15 protein-coding genes are annotated in these 20,352 nt (G+C 70.4%); 11 read left to right on the forward strand and 4 right to left on the reverse strand.

Annotation, left to right across the window (positions count from 1 at the left end):
- Positions 1-4: 4 nt before the first annotated feature.
- From ACFYRY_RS09510 to ACFYRY_RS09530, 5 genes are all read left to right on the forward strand, one after another.
- Positions 5-820, forward strand: coding sequence for an arylamine N-acetyltransferase (locus ACFYRY_RS09510; RefSeq protein WP_389141886.1), 816 nt, complete (start codon positions 5-7; stop codon positions 818-820).
- A 113-nt stretch (positions 821-933) separates the two neighbouring features.
- A complete protein-coding gene (locus tag ACFYRY_RS09515) occupies positions 934-1,815 on the forward strand; it encodes a YceI family protein (protein WP_389141888.1) in 882 nt (293 codons plus the stop codon).
- A gap of 84 nt (positions 1,816-1,899) precedes the next feature.
- Positions 1,900-2,145 carry a hypothetical protein gene (locus ACFYRY_RS09520; RefSeq protein WP_356769747.1) on the forward strand — a complete coding sequence of 82 codons (246 nt, stop codon included), beginning with the start codon at positions 1,900-1,902 and terminating at the stop codon, positions 2,143-2,145.
- A gap of 122 nt (positions 2,146-2,267) precedes the next feature.
- Entirely contained in the window at positions 2,268-3,257 is a 990-nt protein-coding gene (holA, locus tag ACFYRY_RS09525; RefSeq protein ID WP_389141890.1) for a DNA polymerase III subunit delta, read from the forward strand.
- Between the two features lie 77 nt (positions 3,258-3,334).
- A complete protein-coding gene (locus ACFYRY_RS09530; protein WP_389141892.1) occupies positions 3,335-3,733 on the forward strand; it encodes a nuclear transport factor 2 family protein in 399 nt (132 codons plus the stop codon).
- Between the two features lie 197 nt (positions 3,734-3,930).
- Here ACFYRY_RS09530 and rpsT read toward each other — a convergent pair whose 3' ends face one another.
- Positions 3,931-4,197 carry a 30S ribosomal protein S20 gene (gene rpsT, locus ACFYRY_RS09535; protein WP_030042978.1) on the reverse strand — a complete coding sequence of 89 codons (267 nt, stop codon included), beginning with the start codon at positions 4,195-4,197 and terminating at the stop codon, positions 3,931-3,933.
- Positions 4,198-4,443: 246 nt separating this feature from the next.
- On the opposite strand from rpsT, the gene lepA reads away from it, so the two are divergent.
- Positions 4,444-6,312 carry a translation elongation factor 4 gene (gene lepA, locus ACFYRY_RS09540; RefSeq protein ID WP_389141894.1) on the forward strand — a complete coding sequence of 623 codons (1,869 nt, stop codon included), beginning with the start codon at positions 4,444-4,446 and terminating at the stop codon, positions 6,310-6,312.
- Positions 6,313-6,583: 271 nt separating this feature from the next.
- Positions 6,584-8,458 carry an AMP-dependent synthetase/ligase gene (locus ACFYRY_RS09545; protein WP_389141896.1) on the forward strand — a complete coding sequence of 625 codons (1,875 nt, stop codon included), beginning with the start codon at positions 6,584-6,586 and terminating at the stop codon, positions 8,456-8,458.
- Between the two features lie 73 nt (positions 8,459-8,531).
- Here the strand turns inward: ACFYRY_RS09545 and ACFYRY_RS09550 are convergent, their stop codons facing one another.
- On the reverse strand, positions 8,532-12,662 hold the full coding sequence (locus tag ACFYRY_RS09550; RefSeq protein ID WP_389141898.1) for a HAMP domain-containing protein: 4,131 nt from the start codon (positions 12,660-12,662) through the stop codon (positions 8,532-8,534).
- A 69-nt stretch (positions 12,663-12,731) separates the two neighbouring features.
- Here ACFYRY_RS09550 and ACFYRY_RS09555 point away from each other — a divergent pair, with 69 nt between their 5' ends.
- Both ACFYRY_RS09555 and hemW read left to right on the forward strand, forming a co-directional pair.
- A complete protein-coding gene (locus ACFYRY_RS09555) occupies positions 12,732-14,933 on the forward strand; it encodes a SpoIIE family protein phosphatase (protein WP_389141900.1) in 2,202 nt (733 codons plus the stop codon).
- Positions 14,934-15,017: 84 nt separating this feature from the next.
- The gene (hemW, locus tag ACFYRY_RS09560) at positions 15,018-16,250 is read left to right on the forward strand and encodes a radical SAM family heme chaperone HemW (protein WP_389141902.1); all 1,233 of its coding nucleotides are present in this window, start codon (positions 15,018-15,020) and stop codon (positions 16,248-16,250) included.
- 184 nt (positions 16,251-16,434) lie between these two features.
- Here hemW and ACFYRY_RS09565 read toward each other — a convergent pair whose 3' ends face one another.
- Positions 16,435-17,247, reverse strand: coding sequence for a DUF3097 domain-containing protein (locus ACFYRY_RS09565; protein WP_389141904.1), 813 nt, complete (start codon positions 17,245-17,247; stop codon positions 16,435-16,437).
- A gap of 43 nt (positions 17,248-17,290) precedes the next feature.
- Positions 17,291-18,022, reverse strand: coding sequence for an MBL fold metallo-hydrolase (locus ACFYRY_RS09570; protein WP_389141906.1), 732 nt, complete (start codon positions 18,020-18,022; stop codon positions 17,291-17,293).
- Positions 18,023-18,193: 171 nt separating this feature from the next.
- Between ACFYRY_RS09570 and hrcA the strand changes: the two genes are divergently transcribed.
- Positions 18,194-19,210, forward strand: a complete 1,017-nt coding sequence (gene hrcA, locus ACFYRY_RS09575) for a heat-inducible transcriptional repressor HrcA (protein WP_389141908.1) — start codon at positions 18,194-18,196, stop codon at positions 19,208-19,210.
- A complete protein-coding gene (gene dnaJ, locus ACFYRY_RS09580; protein ID WP_356769726.1) occupies positions 19,211-20,347 on the forward strand; it encodes a molecular chaperone DnaJ in 1,137 nt (378 codons plus the stop codon).
- Positions 20,348-20,352 lie beyond the last annotated feature (5 nt).

A 20,352-nucleotide genomic window follows, 5' to 3' on the forward strand; every position in this document is an offset into this window, starting at 1 on the left:
GGCCATGGATTCCACACAGGTCGATGCCTATCTCCGCCGCATCGGCGTCGAGCGGCCGGCGCGGCCCACCGTTGACGTCCTGCGTGAGGTGCAACTGCGCCATCTGCAGACGGTGCCCTTCGAGAACCTGTCGGTCCACCTCGGCGAGGAGATCGTGCTGGCGGAGAAGCGACTGTTGGACAAGGTGGTGGGCGCGCGCAGGGGCGGGTTCTGTTACGAACTGAACGGCGCGTTCGGGTCGTTGCTCACCGCCCTCGGCTTCGATGTCAGCTTGCTCGCGGCGCGGGTGCACGGGGACGAGGGGCGGCTCGGGATTCCGTACGACCATCTCGCCCTGCGGGTGAGGGCGGTGGACGGGAGCGAGTGGCTGGCCGACGTGGGGTTCGGGGCGCACAGCCACTATCCGCTGGCGTTCGAGGCGCGGGAGGAGCAGGAGGATCCCGGCGGCAGGTTCCGGATCGTCGAGGCGCCCCAGAGAGGCGGGGGGAACGCGGCGGACCTTGATGTGGTGGTCGACGGCAGGGCCCAGTACCGGCTGGAGACACGGCCCCGGGTGCTCGGTGACTTCGTGGCCGGAGCCTGGTGGCACAGCACCTCACCGGCCTCGCACTTCACGCAGTCACTGGTCTGCTCACGGGTGACGGAGGACGGCGGGAGGATCACGCTCAGCGGGCGCACTCTCAAGGTGACGGGACCGGAAGGGGCGCGGGAGGAACGGGAGCTCGAAACGGGCGAGGAGGTGCTGGACGTGTACCGGGAACGCTTCGGTATCGAGCTGGACCGCGTGCCGACTGTGCGAAATCCCAACCGGAGCGGCTAATACGGGCCAGACGGTTCGGTTTCCCGCGATGTGATCCCTGTTGCCTCGAATACCTCATCAGTGGTCGAATGCATCTTCGGCAACAGTGATGTCAAGTCGCAGGGACGTCGAACATGATCGGCCGCTGGCTGGGAAACCGTACGAACCGGGTGCAACGGTCGAGTCCGTTGATGGCGCTGCAGACCCCGCCGAGTGCCGGGGTGCTCAGCTGCCGGGTGCTGGACCCGGTGAACGAGCCGCTGGCGCACGCCGAGTTCGCGGTCAGCGACGCCATGGGGCGCAAGGTGGTCAGCGGAGGGACGGATCCCTACGGGTCGTTCATGACCACGGTGCCGGCGGGGGAGTACCGGCTCGCCGTGTCGGCCGACGGGTACACGCCGTATCGGGCCACCGCGATGGTGGGTGAGAACGCGCTCGCCTCGCTCGGTGATGTGACCCTTCAGGTCGCCCAGCCGCTGGAACTGCCGAGGCCGGGTGACTGGGAGATCGAGCTGTCGCACTCCTCGATCGGCTTCACCGCACGGCACATCGGGATGGCCCGCGTCCACGGGCGGTTCAACTCCTTCGCGGGGGCGGTACGCATCGATGACCGGATGGAGCGGTCGGCGATGCACGTGGTGATCGACGCGGCGTCCATCGACACGAACGTGCGGATGCGGGACGACCATCTGCGGTCGGCGGACTTCCTGGACGTACGGCGGTTTCCGACGCTGGAGTTCTACAGCGAGCGGTTCGTGCACAAGGGTGGCAACCGGTGGGCGGTCACGGGGGCGTTATCGCTGCACGGGGTGACGCGCACGGTCACGCTCGACACGGAGTACCTCGGGCTCGGGAACGGAATGGAGGGTGAGGCGCGGGCGGCGTGCCGGGCCACGACCGAGTTGCACCGGGACGACTTCACCGTGAGCTGGCAGACGATGCTGGCGCGGGGGATCGCGGTGGTGGGGCCGAGTATTCGCATCGAGCTGGATGTGCAGATCGTGCCCAAGGGCTGACGTCGGGGCGCTGCGGGACCGGGCTCCCGGTGTGGTGCCCCACGGGGATGCCTTGGTGCGGGTGCGGTGCCGGAGAATGGCGGCGTGAGTGATGTGAGACATGTGCTGGTGCTGCCCGACCGTGATGCCGCGGAGGAGGTGGCGGGGGCGCTCGGGGAGCGGTTCGGGGTTGTCGAGGAGCCGCGACTCGTCCGGGACGCGCTGGCCGGTGAGGACGACGCCGAGGACGCGCAGTGGCTCGTGGTCCTGCGGGACGAGGAAGAGCGGCTGGACCCCGGGGAACTGGACGCGTTCGCGGGGGAGTGGGACGGGTGGCGTGAGGAGCCCTAGGGGCGCCGCCCGGCGCGGGGGCGCGGTGAGCCGGGCCGCCGGGTGGGCAGGACGGCACGTCCGCTGTCGGAGCTCGCTGTCGTCGGGGCTCGTTGTCAGTGCCCCGTGCGATGCTTTACGCGATGGCCAGAAAGACTGCGAATGACGACTCCCTCGCCCCGGTGACCCTGGCCGTGGGCCAGGAGGACCTCCTGCTCGACCGAGCCGTGCGGGAGGTGGTGGCTGCTGCCAGGGCCGCCGACGCCGACACGGACGTACGCGACCTGACCCCGGACCAGTTGCAGCCCGGGACGCTGGCGGAGCTGACCAGCCCGTCGCTCTTCGCGGAGCGGAAGGTCGTCGTCGTACGCGATGCGCAGGATCTTTCGGCCGACACGGTCAAGGACGTGAAGGCGTATCTCGGGGCGCCCGCCGAGGAGATCACCCTCGTGCTGCTGCACGCGGGCGGAGCCAAGGGCAAGGGGCTGTTGGACGCCGCGCGCAAGGCGGGGGCGCGAGAGGTGGCGTGCCCGAAGATGACCAAGCCGGCGGATCGGCTGGCCTTCGTGCGGGGGGAGTTCCGGGCGGCCGGGCGCTCGGCCACCCCTGAGGCCTGTCAGTCGCTGGTGGACGCCATCGGCAGCGACCTCAGGGAGCTGGCGTCCGCCGTGTCCCAGCTGGTCGCGGATGTCGAGGGCACCATCGACGAGGCGGTCGTCGGGCGGTACTACACCGGGCGGGCCGAGGCATCCAGCTTCACGGTCGCCGACCGGGCGGTGGAGGGCAGGGCCGCGGAGGCGCTGGAGGCGCTGCGGTGGTCGCTGGCCACGGGCGTGGCGCCGGTGCTGATCACCAGTGCGTTGGCGCAGGGTGTGCGGGCGATCGGGAAGCTGTCGTCGGCGCGTGGCGGCCGGCCGGCCGATCTGGCGCGGGAGCTGGGCATGCCACCGTGGAAGATCGACCGGGTACGTCAACAGATGCGGGGGTGGACGCCGGACGGTGTCTCCGTCGCGCTCCGGGCCGTCGCCGAGGCGGACGCGGGAGTGAAGGGCGGCGGCGACGACCCCGAGTACGCCCTGGAGAAGGCCGTGGTGGCGATCGCACGGGCCGCGCGCTCCAGGGGACGGGCGTGATCCAGTAGCCCTTCCCTCCCAGGGGAGGAGAATCGTGCGTATCAGCCATCGCCGTATCAGGAAAGGTGGCGATCGCCGTGGCTGAACACCCGCACGCCATGCTCGTCCGCCAGGGCTACGAAGCTTTCCAGCGCGGGGACATGGACACCCTGCGCGGCCTGATGACCGGGGACTGCACGCACCACGTACCCGGCTCCCACTCGCTCTCGGGGGACTTCAAGGGCCTCGACTCGATCTTCGACGGATACTACGGCCGGCTCTACTCGGAGACGGGCGGGACCTTCCGCGTCGAGCTGCAGAACATCTTCGTCGATGGCCGCGGGCACGCCGTGTCCGTGCACCGCTTCACCGCCGACCGGGGCGACAAGCACATAGACGAGAAGGGAGGCATCGTCTTCCGGATCGTCGGAGACAGGATCACCGACCTCGACGAGTGCGTCGAGGACATCGAGGCGGGCAACGCGTTCTGGTCGTGACGGACAGCGAGCACGCCGCGGAGGTACACCTGAGGCCCCGGCTCGCCCTGGGGAAGGGCGAGGCGCGGGGCCCCGGTGACAGAAGATGAGCCCGCACCCGCGTGGCGAACGCAGGCCGCGTGCAGACTCGGAGTGCCGGACGGGAGCGGATGAGAGAGGGCCCGCTCGATTCCCTCCGGCGGTCAGATCAGAAGGGTTCAGCCCTTGAGGGACGCGACCTTCGAAGCAAGCGCCGACTTCTTGTTGGCGGCCTGGTTCTTGTGGATGACGCCCTTGGAGACGGCCTTGTCGAGCTGACGCGCGGCAGCGCGCTGGTACTCGGTGGCCTTCTCCGCGTCACCCGCGGCAGCGGCCTCACGGGCCTTGCGGATCGCGGTCTTCAGGGAGGACTTGACGGCCTTGTTGCGCAGCCGCGCCTTCTCGTTGGTCTTGATCCGCTTGATCTGGGACTTGATGTTCGCCACGAATGAGCCTCTACAGGTTCAGGCACGCGAGAACGAGGACCGTTTGCGGTCCGCTCCACGCGCCGGTGATTTCTTGATGACGTGCCTCCTGCTGAGAGGGCATGAGGCACAGCCACTCAGAGTACCAGTGGCCCTCCGAGTGGCCCAAACCGATCGCATCGCCCGGCCCGTGGGACCATGGAGGCTACGTATCGATCCGACCCGAGACCGCAGACACTGCGGACGCCTCAAGAATCAGGACCCTGCGTGCCCGCGATCCCTAGCCATGTGCCCGAGCCGAGCCGTACCGCCCCGGCTCAGATCCGCAACTTCTGCATCATCGCGCACATCGACCACGGCAAGTCCACGCTCGCCGACCGGATGCTCCAGCTGACCGGTGTGGTCGAGCAACGGCAGATGCGTGCTCAGTACCTCGACCGCATGGATATCGAGCGTGAGCGCGGAATCACGATCAAGTCACAGGCCGTGCGTCTGCCGTGGGCTCCCACCCATGACGAGAAGAACACGCACATCCTCAACATGATCGACACCCCGGGGCACGTCGACTTCACCTACGAGGTCTCGCGGTCGCTCGCGGCCTGCGAGGGCACCGTGCTCCTCGTCGACGCCGCCCAGGGCATCGAGGCCCAGACCCTCGCCAACCTCTACCTGGCGATGGAGAACGACCTCAAGATCATCCCCGTACTGAACAAGATCGACCTGCCGGCCGCCCAGCCGGAGAAGTTCTCCGAGGAGCTCGCCAACCTCATCGGCTGCCAGCCGGAGGACGTGCTCAAGGTCTCGGCGAAGACCGGCCTGGGCGTGGACGCGCTCCTTGACCGGGTGGTCCGCGACGTCCCGGCCCCGGTCGGCGTCAAGGACGCCCCCGCCCGCGCGATGATCTTCGACTCGGTCTACGACTCCTACCGGGGCGTGGTCACCTACGTCCGCGTCATCGACGGCCAGCTCAACAAGCGCGAGCGCATCAAGATGATGTCGACCGGCGCCACCCACGAGCTCCTCGAGATCGGCGTCTCGTCCCCCGAGATGACACCCGCCGACGGCATCGGCGTCGGTGAGGTGGGCTACATCATCACCGGCGTGAAGGACGTCCGTCAGTCCAAGGTCGGCGACACCATCACCAGCAAGGAGAAGGGCGCCACCGAGCCCCTCGGCGGGTACAAGGACCCCAAGCCGATGGTCTTCTCCGGCCTCTACCCGCTGGACGGTTCGGAGTACCCCGACCTGCGCGAGGCGCTGGACAAGCTCCAGCTCAACGATGCCGCCCTGGTCTACGAGCCGGAGACCTCCGCGGCCCTCGGCTTCGGCTTCCGCGTCGGCTTCCTCGGTCTGCTGCACCTCGACGTCATCCGTGAGCGCCTGGAGCGCGAGTTCAACCTCGAACTCATCGCCACCGCGCCCAACGTGGTCTACCGCGTGATCATGGAGGACGGGAAGGAGCACACGGTCACCAACCCGAGCGAGTTCCCCGAGGGCAAGATCGACAAGGTCTTCGAGCCGGTCGTGAGGGCGACGATCCTCGCTCCCAGCGAGTTCATCGGGTCGATCATGGAGCTCTGCCAGACCCGTCGCGGCACCCTCCTCGGCATGGACTACCTCTCCGAGGACCGCGTGGAGATCCGCTACACGCTTCCCCTCGCCGAGATCGTCTTCGACTTCTTCGACAACCTGAAGTCCAAGACCCGCGGTTACGCCTCCCTGGACTACGAGCCCACCGGCGAGCAGGACGCCCAGCTGGTGAAGGTCGACATCCTGCTGCACGGCGACCGTGTCGACGCGTTCTCCGCCGTCACCCACAAGGACGCCGCGTACGCGTACGGCGTACGGCTCGTCGCCAAGCTGCGCGAGCTGATCCCGCGCCAGGCCTTCGAGATCCCCATCCAGGCCGCCATCGGCTCCCGGGTCATCGCCCGCGAGACCATCCGCGCCATCCGCAAGGACGTCCTCGCCAAGTGCTACGGCGGTGACATCTCCCGTAAGCGGAAGCTGCTGGAGAAGCAGAAGGAAGGCAAGAAGCGGATGAAGATGGTGGGTTCGGTGGAGGTTCCGCAGGAGGCCTTCATCGCCGTACTGTCCAGCGACGACAGCGCGGGTTCCGGCAAGGGCAAGAAGTAGCCCTCGTTCACCCCGAGAACAGGGGCCTGCCGCGTGTCACCGCGGTGGGCCCCTACGCGTGCGTAGCGTCGCTCTCTGTAGGAAGTGACAGGCCGTCGCCCCTTACGCACCGGCCGGTCGCGCCTTACCCTGATCTCTGCTCGATGGTTACTCGCGAGTTAAACAACGGCTCGCGGATGAGAACAGCCGCAAGCCCCGCCGCAAAGACCCAAGCCGCAATGACCCCAGCCGCACTGAGCCAGCCGCGCTGTCGCGGGCCCCGGAGGATGTCGTGAGCGACACACAGACCCTGATCGAGAACCGACCGCCGAGCGTGGCGAACCTCTTCCTGGAGCGCGTGGCGGCCACCCCGGACGCCGAGGCGTACCGCTATCCGGTACCCCCTGCCTCCGGTGAGGGCCCGGACGAGTGGAAGTCGCTGAGCTGGGCGCAGGCCGCCGAGCGGGTCTACGCGGTCGCGGCCGGTCTGATCGAGCTGGGCGTCCAGCCCGAGCAGCGCGTGGCGCTCGCCTCCTCCACCCGGTTCGAGTGGATCCTGGTCGACCTCGGCATCATGTGCGCCGGCGCCGCCACGACCACCGTCTACCCGCAGACCAACGCCGACGAGTCCGCGTTCATCCTGTCCGACTCCGACAGCCGGGTGCTGATCGCCGAGAACGCCGCCCAGCTCGCCAAGGCGGTCGAGAAGCGGGCCGAGCTGCCCGACCTCACCCATGTGGTCGTCATCGATCCCGCCGGAGTCGAGACCGCCGACTGGATCCTCACCCTCGACGAGCTGGAGAAGCGCGGCGCCGCCCGGCTGGAGAAGGACCCCGACCTGATCAAGGAGCGGGTCGGGGCGATCACCAAGGACCAGCTCGCCACCCTCATCTACACCTCCGGAACCACCGGCCGCCCCAAGGGCGTGCGCCTGCCGCACGACAACTGGGCGTACATGGCGAAGGCGATCGCCGCGACCGGGCTGATCAGCGCCGAGGACGTGCAGTACCTGTGGCTGCCGCTGGCGCACGTCTTCGGCAAGGTGCTCACCTCCGGCCAGATCGAGGTCGGGCACGTCACCGCCGTCGACGGCCGGGTCGACAAGATCATCGAGAATCTGCCGGTCGTGCAGCCGACGTACATGGCGGCCGTGCCGCGCATCTTCGAGAAGGTCTACAACGGGATCGCCGCGAAGGCCCGGGCGGGCGGCGGCGCCAAGTACAAGATCTTCCAGTGGGCCTCCGAGGTCGCCCGTGAGTACGCCAAGGCCGCGCAGGACAACTACCGGCGCACCGGATCGCCGTCCGTTTCCTTCGGACTCGGAGCCAAGCACAAGGTCGCCGACGCGCTCGTCTTCGCGAAGATCCGAGAGGCGTTCGGCGGGAACCTGCGGGCGTGCGTGTCGGGCAGCGCTGCCCTGGCGCCCGAGATCGGCTACTTCTTCGCCGGCGCGGGCATCCACATTCTGGAGGGCTACGGGCTCACCGAGTCCTCCGCGGCCTCCTTCGTGAACCCCGGCGAGGCGTACCGCACCGGCACGGTCGGCAAGCCGCTGCCCGGCACGGAGGTGCGCATCGCGGACGACGGCGAGATCCTGCTGCGCGGGCCGGGCATCATGGAGGGCTACCACGGGCTGCCCGAGAAGACCGTCGAGGTGCTGGAGTCGGACGGCTGGTTCCACACCGGTGACATCGGCGAACTGTCGCCCGACGGGTACCTGAAGATCACCGACCGCAAGAAGGACCTCATCAAGACGTCCGGCGGCAAGTACATCGCGCCCGCGGAGGTCGAGGGGCAGTTCAAGGCGGTGTGCCCGTACGTGTCCAACATCCTGGTGCACGGGGCCGACCGGAACTTCTGCACGGCGCTCATCGCCCTTGACGAGGTCTCGATCCTCGACTGGGCGAAGGAGAACGGGCTGGAGGGCAAGTCGTACGCGGACGTGGTCGCCGCGCCGGCGACGGTCTCGATGGTCGAGGGATACGTGAAGGAGCTCAACGCGGGGCTCCAGCGGTGGCAGACGATCAAGAAGTTCCGGCTGCTGCCCAGGGATCTCGATGTGGAGCACGGGGAGATCACGCCGAGCCTGAAGCTGAAGCGGCCGGTCGTCGAGCGGGAGTACAAGCACCTGATCGACGAGATGTACGCGGGCACGCGGGAGGCGTAGGGCCTCGGAGGAGGGGAGGGGCCGCGCACCGACGCGGCCCAGCCCCATGGAGCTGGGCCCCGCGCCCACTCGGTCAGTCGTCCGGGTGCGCGACCGCGGTCTCCCCGGCGTCGGCGGGCCGCGCCTCGTCCACGCTCTCGGGGTCCAGGAGCGCGCACACGACGGTCAGCAGCTGATCGACGTCCACCGGCTTCGGTACGTAGTCGTTGGCGCCCCGGGCGATGGACTTCTCACGGTCTCCCGGCATCACCTTCGCGGTGAGGGCGACGATGGGCAGGCCCGCCCAGCGCGGGGCGCGGCGGATGGCGGCGATGGTCTCGTAGCCGTCCATCTCCGGCATCATGATGTCCATCAGGACGAGTTCGACGTCCGGGTTGCGCTCCAGTGTCTCGATGCCCTCGCGGCCGTTCTCCGCGTACAGGACCGGCATGCCGACCCGGCCCAGGACATGGGTGAGGGCGAAGACGTTGCGGATGTCGTCGTCGACGATCAGCACCCGGCGTCCGGGCAGGACCTGACCGGCCCGCCCCCACTTCCACGCCTCCAGCTTGGTGGGCGCGGGCCAGGAGTCGTCCGCGTCGTGAACGGCGGCGTAGGGCTCGGTCGGCACTTCCAGCGACACCGGCGGCGTACGGTCCTCGGGCACCGGGCCGGTCGCCGGGTGGCCGGGGCTGACGACCGGGACGTACAGCGTGAAGGTGGACCCCTGACCGGGTTCGCTCTCGGCGACGATACGGCCGCCAAGGAGGCCCGCGATCTCGCGGCTGATGGACAGCCCGAGGCCGGTGCCCCCGTACTTGCGGTTGGTCGTGCCGTCGGCCTGCTGGAACGCCTCGAAGATCACCGGGAGTTTCTCGGCGGCGATGCCGATGCCGGTGTCGGACACCGCGAAGGCGATCACCTCGTCGCTGCCCTGGAGATAGCGGTGCTCGGGGTCCTTCACCCGGTTCACGCGCAGCTCGACCCGGCCCGTCGCGGTGAACTTGATCGCGTTGGAGAGCAGGTTGCGCAGGATCTGCTGGAGACGCTGCTCGTCGGAGTACATCTCGCGTGGTACGTCCTCGCCGACCGCCACCTCGAAGGCGAGCCCCCGGTCGATGGTGAGCGGGCGGAAGGTCGCGTGGACGTAGTCCAGCAGCTTGATGAGCGGGAGCCGTTTGGGCCGTACGTCCATCCGGCCCGCCTCGATCTTCGAGAGGTCGAGGATGTCGTTGATCAGCTGGAGGAGGTCCGAACCCGAGCGGTGGATCGTCGTCGCGAACTGCACTTCCTGGTCGGAGAGATGGCCGTCCGGGTTGTCGGAGAGCAGCCGGGCCAGGATCAGCAGCGAGTTCAGTGGCGTGCGCAGCTCGTGCGACATGTTCGCCAGGAACTCCGACTTGTACTGGGAGGACGTGGCCAGCAGGGCCGCCTTCTCCTCCAGTTCGGCGTTCGAGCGCCGCAACTCCGCCTGCTGTTCCTGCAGTTCGTCCGAGCGCTCCTGGAGCTGCCTGGCCAGCCGCTGGGACTCGCCGAGCAGGGACTCGGTACGGGAGTTGGCGATGATCGTGTTGATGGCGACGCCGATGGTGTTCACGAACTGGTCGAAGAACGCCAGGTGCACGTCGGAGAAGCGGGAGAAGGAGGCCAGCTCGATCACGCCGAGCAGTTTGTCCTCGAAGAGGATCGGGATGATGACCACGCTCGTCGGGGCGGCTTCCCCGAGCCCGCTGTTGATCTTGATGTAGTCCGGCGGTGCCTCCTCCACCAGGATCCGTTTCTTCTCCCGGGCCGCCTGGCGGACCAGGCCGTGCACGGGGAGCCCGCCGGTCTCCACGGTGGCCTCCTGGGCGGCCCCGTACCCGGCGATGAACGCCAGCCCCTTCGCGGGCACGGTGGTGCGCAGTGAGGTGCCGTCCTCGTCCGGGTCGGCCAGGAAGAACGCCCCGTACTGGGCGTTCACCAGCGGGGTCAGTTCACGCAGGATCAGGTCGGCGACCTCCATCAGGTCCCGGTGCCCCTGCATCAGCGCGGCCAGGCGGGCCAGGTTGGACTCCAGCCAGTCCTTCGCCCGGGTCGTCTCGCGGAGGTTGGCCACCATCAGGTTGATGTTGTCCTTGAGCTCGGTGACCTCGCCCTGCGTCTCCACGGTGATCGAGCGCGACATGTCGCCCTGGGCCACCGCGGAGGCCACCTCGGCGATCGCGCGGACCTGGGTGGTGAGGTTCAGCGCGAGTTCGTTCACGTTGGTCGTGAGGCGCTTCCAGGTGCCGTAGACGCCCTCCACCCGGGCCTGTCCGCCGAGTTGGCCCTCGGAGCCGACCTCGCGGGCGACCCGGGTGACCTCGGAGGAGAAGGAGGACAGGGTGTCGACCATCGTGTTGATGGTGGTCTTCAGTTCGAGGATCTCGCCGCGGGCGTCCACGTCGATCTTCTTCGACAGGTCGCCCTGTGCGACGGCGGTCGCCACCTGGGCGATGTTGCGGACCTGCGAGGTCAGGTTGTCCGCCATGTAGTTGACGTTGTCGGTCAGGTCCCGCCAGACGCCCGAGACGCCCAGCACCTGGGCGCGACCGCCGAGCCGGCCGTCGGTGCCGACCTCGCGGGCCACCCGGGTCACCTCGTCGGCGAAGGCCCGTAGCTGCTCCACCATCGTGTTGACGGTGTCCTTCAGTTCGAGGATCTCGCCGCGGGCGTCGACGGTGATCGTCTTGGAGAGGTCGCCGTTGGCGACGGCGGTGGTGACCTGGGCGATGTTGCGGACCTGCGAGGTCAGGTTCACGGCCATCGAGTTGACGTTGTCGGTGAGGTCCTTCCAGACGCCGGATACGCCTCTCACCTGGGCCTGACCGCCGAGGTTTCCTTCGGTGCCGACTTCGCGGGCGACGCGGGTGACCTCGTCGGCGAAGGCGGAGAGCTGGTCGACCATCGTGTTGATCGTCGACTTCAGCTCCAGGATCTCGCCCTTCGCCTCCACCGTGATCTTCTTGCCGAGGTCGCCCTGCGCGACGGCGGTCGACACCAGGGCGATGTTGCGGACCTGGGACGTCAGGTTGTCGGCCATGTAGTTGACGTTGTCGGTGAGGTCCTTCCAGACGCCGGACACGCCTCTCACCTGGGCCCGGCCGCCGAGGTTTCCTTCGGTGCCGACCTCGCGGGCGACGCGGGTGACCTCGTCGGCGAAGGCGGAGAGCTGGTCGACCATCGTGTTGATCGTCGACTTCAGCTCCAGGATCTCGCCCTGCGCGTCGACCGTGATCTTCTGGCTCAGGTCGCCGTTGGCGACGGCGGTGGTGACCTGGGCGATGTTGCGGACCTGGGATGTCAGGTTCGACGCCATGAAGTTGACGTTGTCGGTGAGGTCCTTCCAGACGCCGGACACGCCCCGCACCTGGGCCCGGCCGCCCAGCTGCCCCTCGGTGCCGACCTCGCGGGCGACCCGGGTGACCTCGTCGGCGAAGGCGGAGAGCTGGTCGACCATCGTGTTCACGGTCAGCTTCAGTTCGAGCAGCTCACCCGTCGCCTCGACGGTGACCGTGCGGGTCAGGTCGCCGCGGGCCACCGCCGTGGTCACCAGCGCGATGTCGCGGACCTGGGCCGTCAGCCGGGACGCCATCGTGTTGACCGCCTCGGTCACATCCCGCCAACTGCCGGACAGACCCGTCACCTTGGCCCGGCCGCCGAGCCGTCCCTCGGTGCCGACCTCGCGGGCGACCCGGGTCACCTCGCCGGTGAACAGGGAGAGCTGGTCCACCATCTTGTTCACGGCCTGACCCAGCCGGCGCAGGTCGCCGCGCAACTGCCTGCTGCCGTCGTGCAGATCGACCCGCTGGGTCAGGTCGCCGCCGGCCACCGCGTCCAGCACCCGGGCCGCGTTCGCCGCCGGGGCCACCAGGGCGTCGAGTATCTGGTTGACGTCGTTGACCCGGGAGGTCCAGGAACCCTGGCCCGGGCTCGCGCCGAGCCGTTCGTCGAGTCGGCCGTGCCGGACCAACTCCCGTTTCACGCGCTGCACTTCGGTGTTGAAGTGGGTGCTGCGGTCCATGATCTGGTTGAAGAGGGCGGTCAGCTCGGCCACCGGGCCGGGCCCCGACTCCGGCACCTTGGCGAAGTCCCCGTCCCGGGCCGCGGTCATCGCGGCGAGCAGCGGGCGCAGATCCGATGCTCGAATCCGGCCATCTTCGTGTCCGTTGTCGAGCACACGCGTAGCACTGTTCTCACTCATGGCGGCCCACTTCGGTAACTCGGCGCTTATGGGCGTGGTCAGTCTGTCACTCTGTCCGCATCGACTGAGGTGTATTCGTCCGAACCGTTCGGGGAGCTGCCCATGGGGGCCATTCCGACGCACCGGGAGACCGTTTCCCGCGCCTCTGACGCGCCTGTGCCCAGGGGCACGTACCCGCGTGCCGAGGAACCTCGGCACGCCGTAGCGCCCCCACGCGGGCGCCCCGACGCGCCCCCGCGCGGGCGCCCCGACGCGCCCCCGCGCGCCGAGGCACAACCGGCCACTGATGCGCCCCCGCGCGCCGGGGCGCATCCGGCCACCGACGCGCCTTCGCGCACCGAAGCGCAACCGGCCGGCGACTCGACTCCGACCATGGACGCGTCTCCCGCGACCGACGCGACTCCGGCCATGGACGCGTCTCCGGCCACCGGCCGCACGCCCGCACGCGCCCAGACGCCACAGGCACACGCCACCCTGCCCGGCAGCCCGCTCGCCCCGGGTGCCGCCCGCGCGCTGTTACGCGCCGCGCTCACCGAATGGGGCGAGGGTGAGCTGCCGGGTACCGAGCACCTCAGCGACCAGCAGGCCGGCGACGCGGTGGTCGTCGTCAGCGAACTCGTCACCAACGCCGTGGTGCACGCCGGCACCGACGTCGAGGTCACCTGCCGGCTGGAGGCCGAGACGGGCGCCCTCGTCGTCGAGGTCCTGGACCGCCACCCCTCGCGCGCCCCACGGGACGCCGAGCCGTCGTACGAGACACCGGAGCACGGCCGCGGGCTGCGGCTGGTGGCCGCGCTCGCCGAGTCCTGGGGCGTCACCTACCGCACGGGCGCCAAGACGGTGTGGGCGCGGCTGCCCGCGCACGCCGCCCCGTCCGGCGAGGAGAGCGCCCCGTACGCGGGGGAGCGCGGACTGCATGTCGCCGGGATACTCGCCCCCGACCCGCAGCGCACCGAGCGGGAACGGGACTGGCTGGGCGGGGGCGCGCTGTCCTTCCTCGCCGAGGCCTCCGACCTGCTCGCCGGGCAGCTCGACGAGAACCTGGTGGCCGCGCTCGCCGGACAGCTGATCGTGCCGCGACTGGCCGACTGGTGCGCGGTGTGGCTGGAGGACGAGGTCACCGCCCGGGCCGGCTGGACGGCCGACGGCACCGCGGGCGCCGGGCCGCAGCTGGCCCGGGTGTGGCACGGCAGCGAGAACCGGATCGAGGAGCTCCGGCAGGCCCTGGAGAAGGAACCGCCGCAACCGCCCGACCCGGCCCGCTCCGGCCCCGTCCCCTTCCCCTGGCCCGCCCAGGCGCTCGGGCCGGACGGCTCCGCGCTCGCCTACCGCCTGACCGCGGGCGGCCGTCCGCTCGGCACCCTGGCCATCGGCCGGGCCGGACTGCTGAGCTTCCCCGACGAGATCACCGGGCTCGTCGAGGACCTCAGCCGCCGCGTCGCCCTCGCCGTCGGCGCGGCCCGCCAGTACGCCCGGCAGGCCACCATCAGCGCCGTGTTGCAGCGCGGCCTGCTGCCCGGCTCGGTCGCCGAGATACCGGGGATGCGCAGCGCCCTGGTGTACGAGCCGTGCGACAAGGGCGGGCCCAGCGGCGACTTCTACGACCTCTTCCCGGCCGGCGACGGACGCTGGTGCTTCGCCGTCGGGGATGTCCAGGGCAAGGGGCCCGAAGCCGCCGTGGTCATCGGCCTCGCGCGTCCCTGGCTGCGGCTGCTGGCCCGGGAGGGCTACCGGGTGGCCGACGTCCTGGACCGGCTCAACCAGCTGCTCCTCGACGACGCGACGGAGGCCGCGGACGCGGCGGCCCGCGCGCTGGCCTCGGCGGGGGGCCGGCCGCCCGGTCCCGGCGACGGCCCGCAGACCCGGTTCCTGTCCCTGCTCTACGGCGAGCTGGCCCCGTTCCGGGGCGGAGTGCGCTGCACCCTCGCCTCCGCCGGACACCCGCTGCCGCTGCTGCTCGGCGCGGGCGGCGAGGTCCGCACGGCCGCGCGTCCGCAGACCCTCCTCGGGGTCATCGAGGACGCCACGTACACCAGCGAGACCTTCGAGCTGCGGTCCGGTGACAGCCTGCTGTGCGTGACGGACGGGGTGACCGAGCGGCGCAGCGGCTCACGCCAGTTCGACGACGAGGACGGGCTGGCGGAGGCGCTGGCCGGATGCACGGGGCTCGACGCGGAGCAGATCGCGGAGCGCATCACGCGGCTGGTCCACGAGTTCGGACCGCGTCCGCCGGAGGACGATCTGGCGTTGCTGGTCCTGCAGGCGGAGTAGGCAAGCAGGGAGGTAGGGAGGTAGGGGCCGTGCCGGTCTGGAGGAGGGAGTGGGTACTCCCTCCGGTGCGGGACAATGGGGGACATGCCTTCCGCACTCCCCGACGGCGAGCCCGTGCCCGACGACGGCGCGCTGCCCGCGTCCGCGCTCGCCGGGGCGGCCGACCGTCCCCTCGGGTTCTATCTGCACGTCCCGTACTGCGCGACCCGCTGCGGCTACTGCGACTTCAACACGTACACGGCGACCGAGCTGCGCGGCACCGGCGGCGTCCTCGCCTCCCGCGACAACTACGCGGACACCCTGACCGACGAGATCCGGCTGGCCCGCAAGGTCCTCGGCGACGACCCGCGCGAGGTCCGCACGGTCTTCGTCGGCGGTGGTACGCCCACGCTGCTGGCCGCGGACGACCTGGTGCGGATGCTGGGCGCGATCCGCGACGAGTTCGGTCTCGCGGCCGACGCGGAGATCACCACGGAGGCGAACCCGGAGTCGGTCGACCCGAGCTATCTGGCGACCCTCCGGGAAGGCGGCTTCAACCGGATCTCCTTCGGTATGCAGAGCGCGCGTCAGCACGTACTGAAGGTCCTGGACCGCACGCACACACCGGGCCGCCCGGAGGCCTGCGTCGCCGAGGCCCGCGCGGCTGGCTTCGAGCATGTGAACCTCGACCTGATCTACGGCACCCCGGGCGAGTCCGACGACGACTGGCGGGCCTCCCTGGCGGCGGCCCTCGGCGCCGGCCCCGACCACGTCTCGGCGTACGCGCTGATCGTCGAGGAGGGCACTCAGCTCGCGCGCCGGATCCGCCGGGGCGAGGTCCCGATGACCGACGACGACGTCCACGCCGACCGCTATCTGATCGCGGAGGAGACCCTGTCGGCGGCGGGCTTCGACTGGTACGAGGTCTCCAACTGGGCCACCTCGGAGGCGGGCCGCTGCCGTCACAACGAGCTGTATTGGCGCGGCGCCGACTGGTGGGGCGCGGGTCCGGGCGCGCACAGCCATGTGGGCGGTGTGCGCTGGTGGAACGTCAAGCACCCGGGGGCGTACGCGGGGGCGTTGGCGGCGGGGCGGTCGCCGGGGGCCGGGCGCGAGCTGCTGTCTCAGGAGGACCGGCGGGTGGAGCGGGTTCTGCTGGAGCTGCGGCTGGTGGAGGGGGTGCCGCTGGATCTGCTGCGTGCGGCTGGGCTCGAGGCGTCGCGCCGGGCACTGGGGGATGGGCTTCTCGAGGAGGGGCCGTATGGCGCGGGGCGGGCGGTGCTGACGTTGCGGGGGCGGTTGTTGGCGGATGCGGTGGTGCGGGATCTGGTGGACTGAGGGTGGGGTCGCCGGGGGAGGGCGGGGTCAGGTTTTCTCGCCCCCGCCGCCCCTGCCCGTCCCGTCCCTGGGGGCTGCCGCCCCCAGACCCCCGGTTCGGCCCTGAAGGGGCCTCGTCCTCAAACGCCGGACGGGCTGGAAGGGCCCGGACGGGCTGAAAAGCGCGCCGCACGGCCGAGGCCGCTCAGTCCTCACCCGGGGCCGTGACGAAGTCGATCAGTTCCTCCACGCGCCCGAGCAGTTCCGGCTCCAGGTCCCGGTAGGACCCCACCCGCTTCAGGATCGCCTGCCACACCGCGCCCGTGTTCTCCGGCCAGCCCAGGGACCGGCACACCCCGGTCTTCCAGTCCTGGCCGCGTGGTACGCGGGGCCAGCCGGGGATTCCCAGGGACGACGGCTTCACCGCTTCCCAGATGTCGATGTACGGGTGGCCCACCACTAGGGCGTGCTCGCTGGTCACCGCCTGGGCGATGCGCCACTCCTTGGTGCCGGGGACCAGATGGTCCACCAGGATGCCCAGACGGGCGTCGGGGCCCGGCGCGAAGTCCGCCACGATGGACGGGAGGTCGTCCACGCCCTCCAGGTATTCGACGACCACGCCCTCGACGCGCAGGTCGTCGCCCCAGACCTTCTCGACCAGCTCGGCGTCGTGCCGGCCCTCGACATAGATGCGCCCGGCGCGGGCCACGCGGGCGCGTGCTGCGGGGACGGCGACCGAACCGGACGCGGTACGGGAGGGACGTACCGGAGCCTGCCCGGTCGGCCGGACCAGGGTGACCACCCGGCCCTCCAGGAGGAAGCCCCGGGGCTCCATCGGGAAGACCCGGTGCTTGCCGAAGCGGTCCTCCAGGGTGACCGTGCCCGCCTCGCAGCGGATCACCGCACCGCAGAAACCCGACCCCGGTTCCTCGACCACCAGGCCGGGCTCCGCCGGGACCTCCGGTGCGGGCTGGGGCTTCTTCCACGGCGGGGTCAGGTCCGGAGAGTACTGGCGCATTCGGATGACGATAGGAGAAGACCGGGCCGCCCGGCCGTACAGGTCACCGCGACACGCCGAAGCGCTCCGCCAGCGCGTCCCGCTGGGCCCGTACGAACCCCGCGTCCACGACCGCTCCGTGACCGGGCACGTACCGCGCGTCCTCGCCGCCCAGCTCCAGCAGCCGGTCCAGCGCGGCCGGCCAGCGTGACGGTACGGCGTCCGGGCCCGCCTGGGGCTCGCCGGACTCCTCGACCAGGTCGCCGCAGAAGACCACCTCGGGCGAGCCCGGCACCAGGACGGCGAGGTCGTGGGCGCTGTGGCCGGGCCCCACGTTCGCCAGCAGGACCTGCCGACCGCCCCCCAGATCGAGGGTCCACTCGCCGGAGACCCGGTGCCGCGGCACCACCAGGGCGTCGACCGCCTCGTCCGCCAGGGCCTGAGCCAGACCGTTGCGCACCGCGTCCGTCCGCAGCTCCTCCCGCGCGGCCCGCCCGCCGAGCACCGTGTCGATGCCCACCGCGCCGAACACCTCCGCCCCCGCGAACGCCGCGGTGCCGAAGACGTGATCGAAGTGGGGGTGGGTGAGCGCGAGATGAGTCACACGATGACCGGCGAGCTCCTCCGCCGCCGCCCGCAGCCGCGCACCCTCCTGCAGACTCGACCCGGCGTCGATCACGAGGGCCCGGCCCTCGCCGACGACCAGCCCCACCGTGCAGTCCCAGCCGGGCAGCCGACAGCGCCCGACCCCGGCCGAAACCCGCTCCCATCCCAGCTCTTCCCAAGTCACGCTCATACCGCGACGCTAGCCGGAGCGGCACGCCGGGGCACGGCCTCGTGGGACCGGCCTTGCCCGGGGCGTACCCCACGGCCGTACACTGGGCCGGGGAACGCTGGCACTCGGATATGACGAGTGCCAGGCCAGGCACCCAGGGGACTGGGGGACGACTTCTGGAGGTGAGCGCGGATGCTGAGTGAACGCAGGCTCCAGGTGCTGCGCGCCATCGTCCAGGACTACGTCGGTACCGAGGAGCCCGTCGGGTCCAAGGCGCTCACCGAGCGGCACAACCTCGGCGTCTCCCCGGCGACGGTCCGCAACGACATGGCCGCCCTGGAGGACGAGGGGTTCATCGCCCAGCCGCACACCAGCGCCGGGCGGATCCCCACCGACAAGGGGTACCGGCTGTTCGTCGACAAGCTGGCCGGCGTCAAGCCGATGACCGGGCCCGAGCGGCGCGCCATCCAGAACTTCCTCGACGGCGCCGTCGACCTCGACGACGTCGTGGCGCGGACCGTGCGGCTGCTCGCGCAGCTGACCCGGCAGGTCGCCGTCGTGCAGTACCCCTCGCTGACCCGTTCGACCGTGCGCCACGTCGAGCTGCTGTCACTCGCCCCCGCGCGCGTGATGCTCGTGCTGATCACGGACACCGGGCGGGTCGAACAGCGGATGGTCGACTGCCCGGCACCGTTCGGCGAGAGTCCGCTCGCGGATCTGCGGGCGCGGCTCAACAGCCGGATCGCGGGCCGTCGTTTCACCGACGTCCCGCAGCTGGTGGAAGACCTGCCGGAGGCCTTCGACATCGAGGACCGCGGCACGGTCGCGACGGTGCTCTCCACCCTCCTGGAGACGCTCGTCGAGGAGAACGAGGAGCGGCTGATGATCGGCGGCACCGCCAATCTGACCCGCTTCGGACATGACTTTCCCCTCACGATCCGGCCCGTCCTGGAGGCGCTGGAGGAGCAGGTCGTGCTTCTCAAGTTGCTGGGCGAGGCAGGGGATTCGGGCATGACCGTACGGATCGGTCATGAGAACGCCTATGAGGGACTCAACTCTACTTCTGTGGTCTCGGTCGGTTACGGTTCGGGCGGCGAGGCAGTCGCCAAGCTCGGCGTGGTCGGACCGACCCGCATGGATTACCCGGGAACGATGGGAGCGGTACGCGCAGTGGCACGGTACGTCGGACAGATCCTGGCGGAGTCGTAAGTGGCCACGGACTACTACGCCGTTCTAGGCGTGCGCCGCGACGCGTCGCAGGACGAGATCAAGAAGGCCTTCCGGCGGCTCGCACGCGAGCTGCACCCGGACGTCAACCCCGATCCGAAGACCCAGGAGCGGTTCAAGGAGATCAACGCCGCTTACGAGGTGCTGTCGGACCCGCAGAAGAAGCAGGTCTACGACCTCGGCGGCGACCCGCTCTCGCAGGCGGGCGGCGGCGGCGCGGGCGGTTTCGGAGCCGGCGGCTTCGGCAACTTCTCGGACATCATGGACGCGTTCTTCGGCACGGCGTCGCAGCGCGGCCCGCGCTCGCGGACCCGGCGCGGCCAGGACGCGATGATCCGGCTGGAGATCGAGCTGGACGAGGCCGCCTTCGGCACCACGAAGGACATCCAGGTCGACACGGCGATCGTCTGCACCACCTGCAGTGGTGAGGGCGCGGCGCCGGGCACGACCGCGCAGACGTGTGACATGTGCCGCGGCCGCGGTGAGGTGTCGCAGGTGACGCGGTCCTTCCTCGGCCAGGTCATGACCTCGCGGCCCTGCCCGCAGTGTCAGGGCTTCGGCACGGTCGTCCCGACGCCGTGCCCGGAGTGCGCCGGTGACGGCCGGGTGCGCTCCCGTCGCACGCTGACGGTCAAGATCCCCGCCGGTGTCGACAACGGCACCCGGATCCAGCTCGCGGGCGAGGGCGAGGTCGGGCCCGGCGGCGGTCCCGCCGGTGACCTCTACGTCGAGATCCACGAGCTGCCGCACTCGCAGTTCCAGCGCCGGGGCGACGACCTGCACTGCACGGTCACCCTCCCGATGACCGCGGCCTCCCTGGGCACCAAGGTCCCGCTGGAGACACTGGACGGTCTGGAGGAGGTCGACATCCGGCCCGGCACCCAGTCCGGCCAGTCGATCCCGCTGCACGCCCGCGGTGTCACGCACCTGCGCGGCGGCGGTCGCGGCGACCTGATCGTGCACGTCGAGGTGCAGACCCCGTCCAAGCTCGACCCCGAACAGGAACGGCTGCTGCGCGAGCTCGCCAAGCTGAGGGGCGAGGAGCGGCCGCAGGGCCAGTTCCAGCCGGGGCAGCAGGGGTTGTTCTCCCGGCTGAAGGACGCGTTCAACGGTCGCTGAGGCGG

The sequence above is a fragment of the Streptomyces sp. NPDC005263 genome (genome assembly GCF_042872365.1).
Lineage (GTDB): Bacteria > Actinomycetota > Actinomycetes > Streptomycetales > Streptomycetaceae > Streptomyces.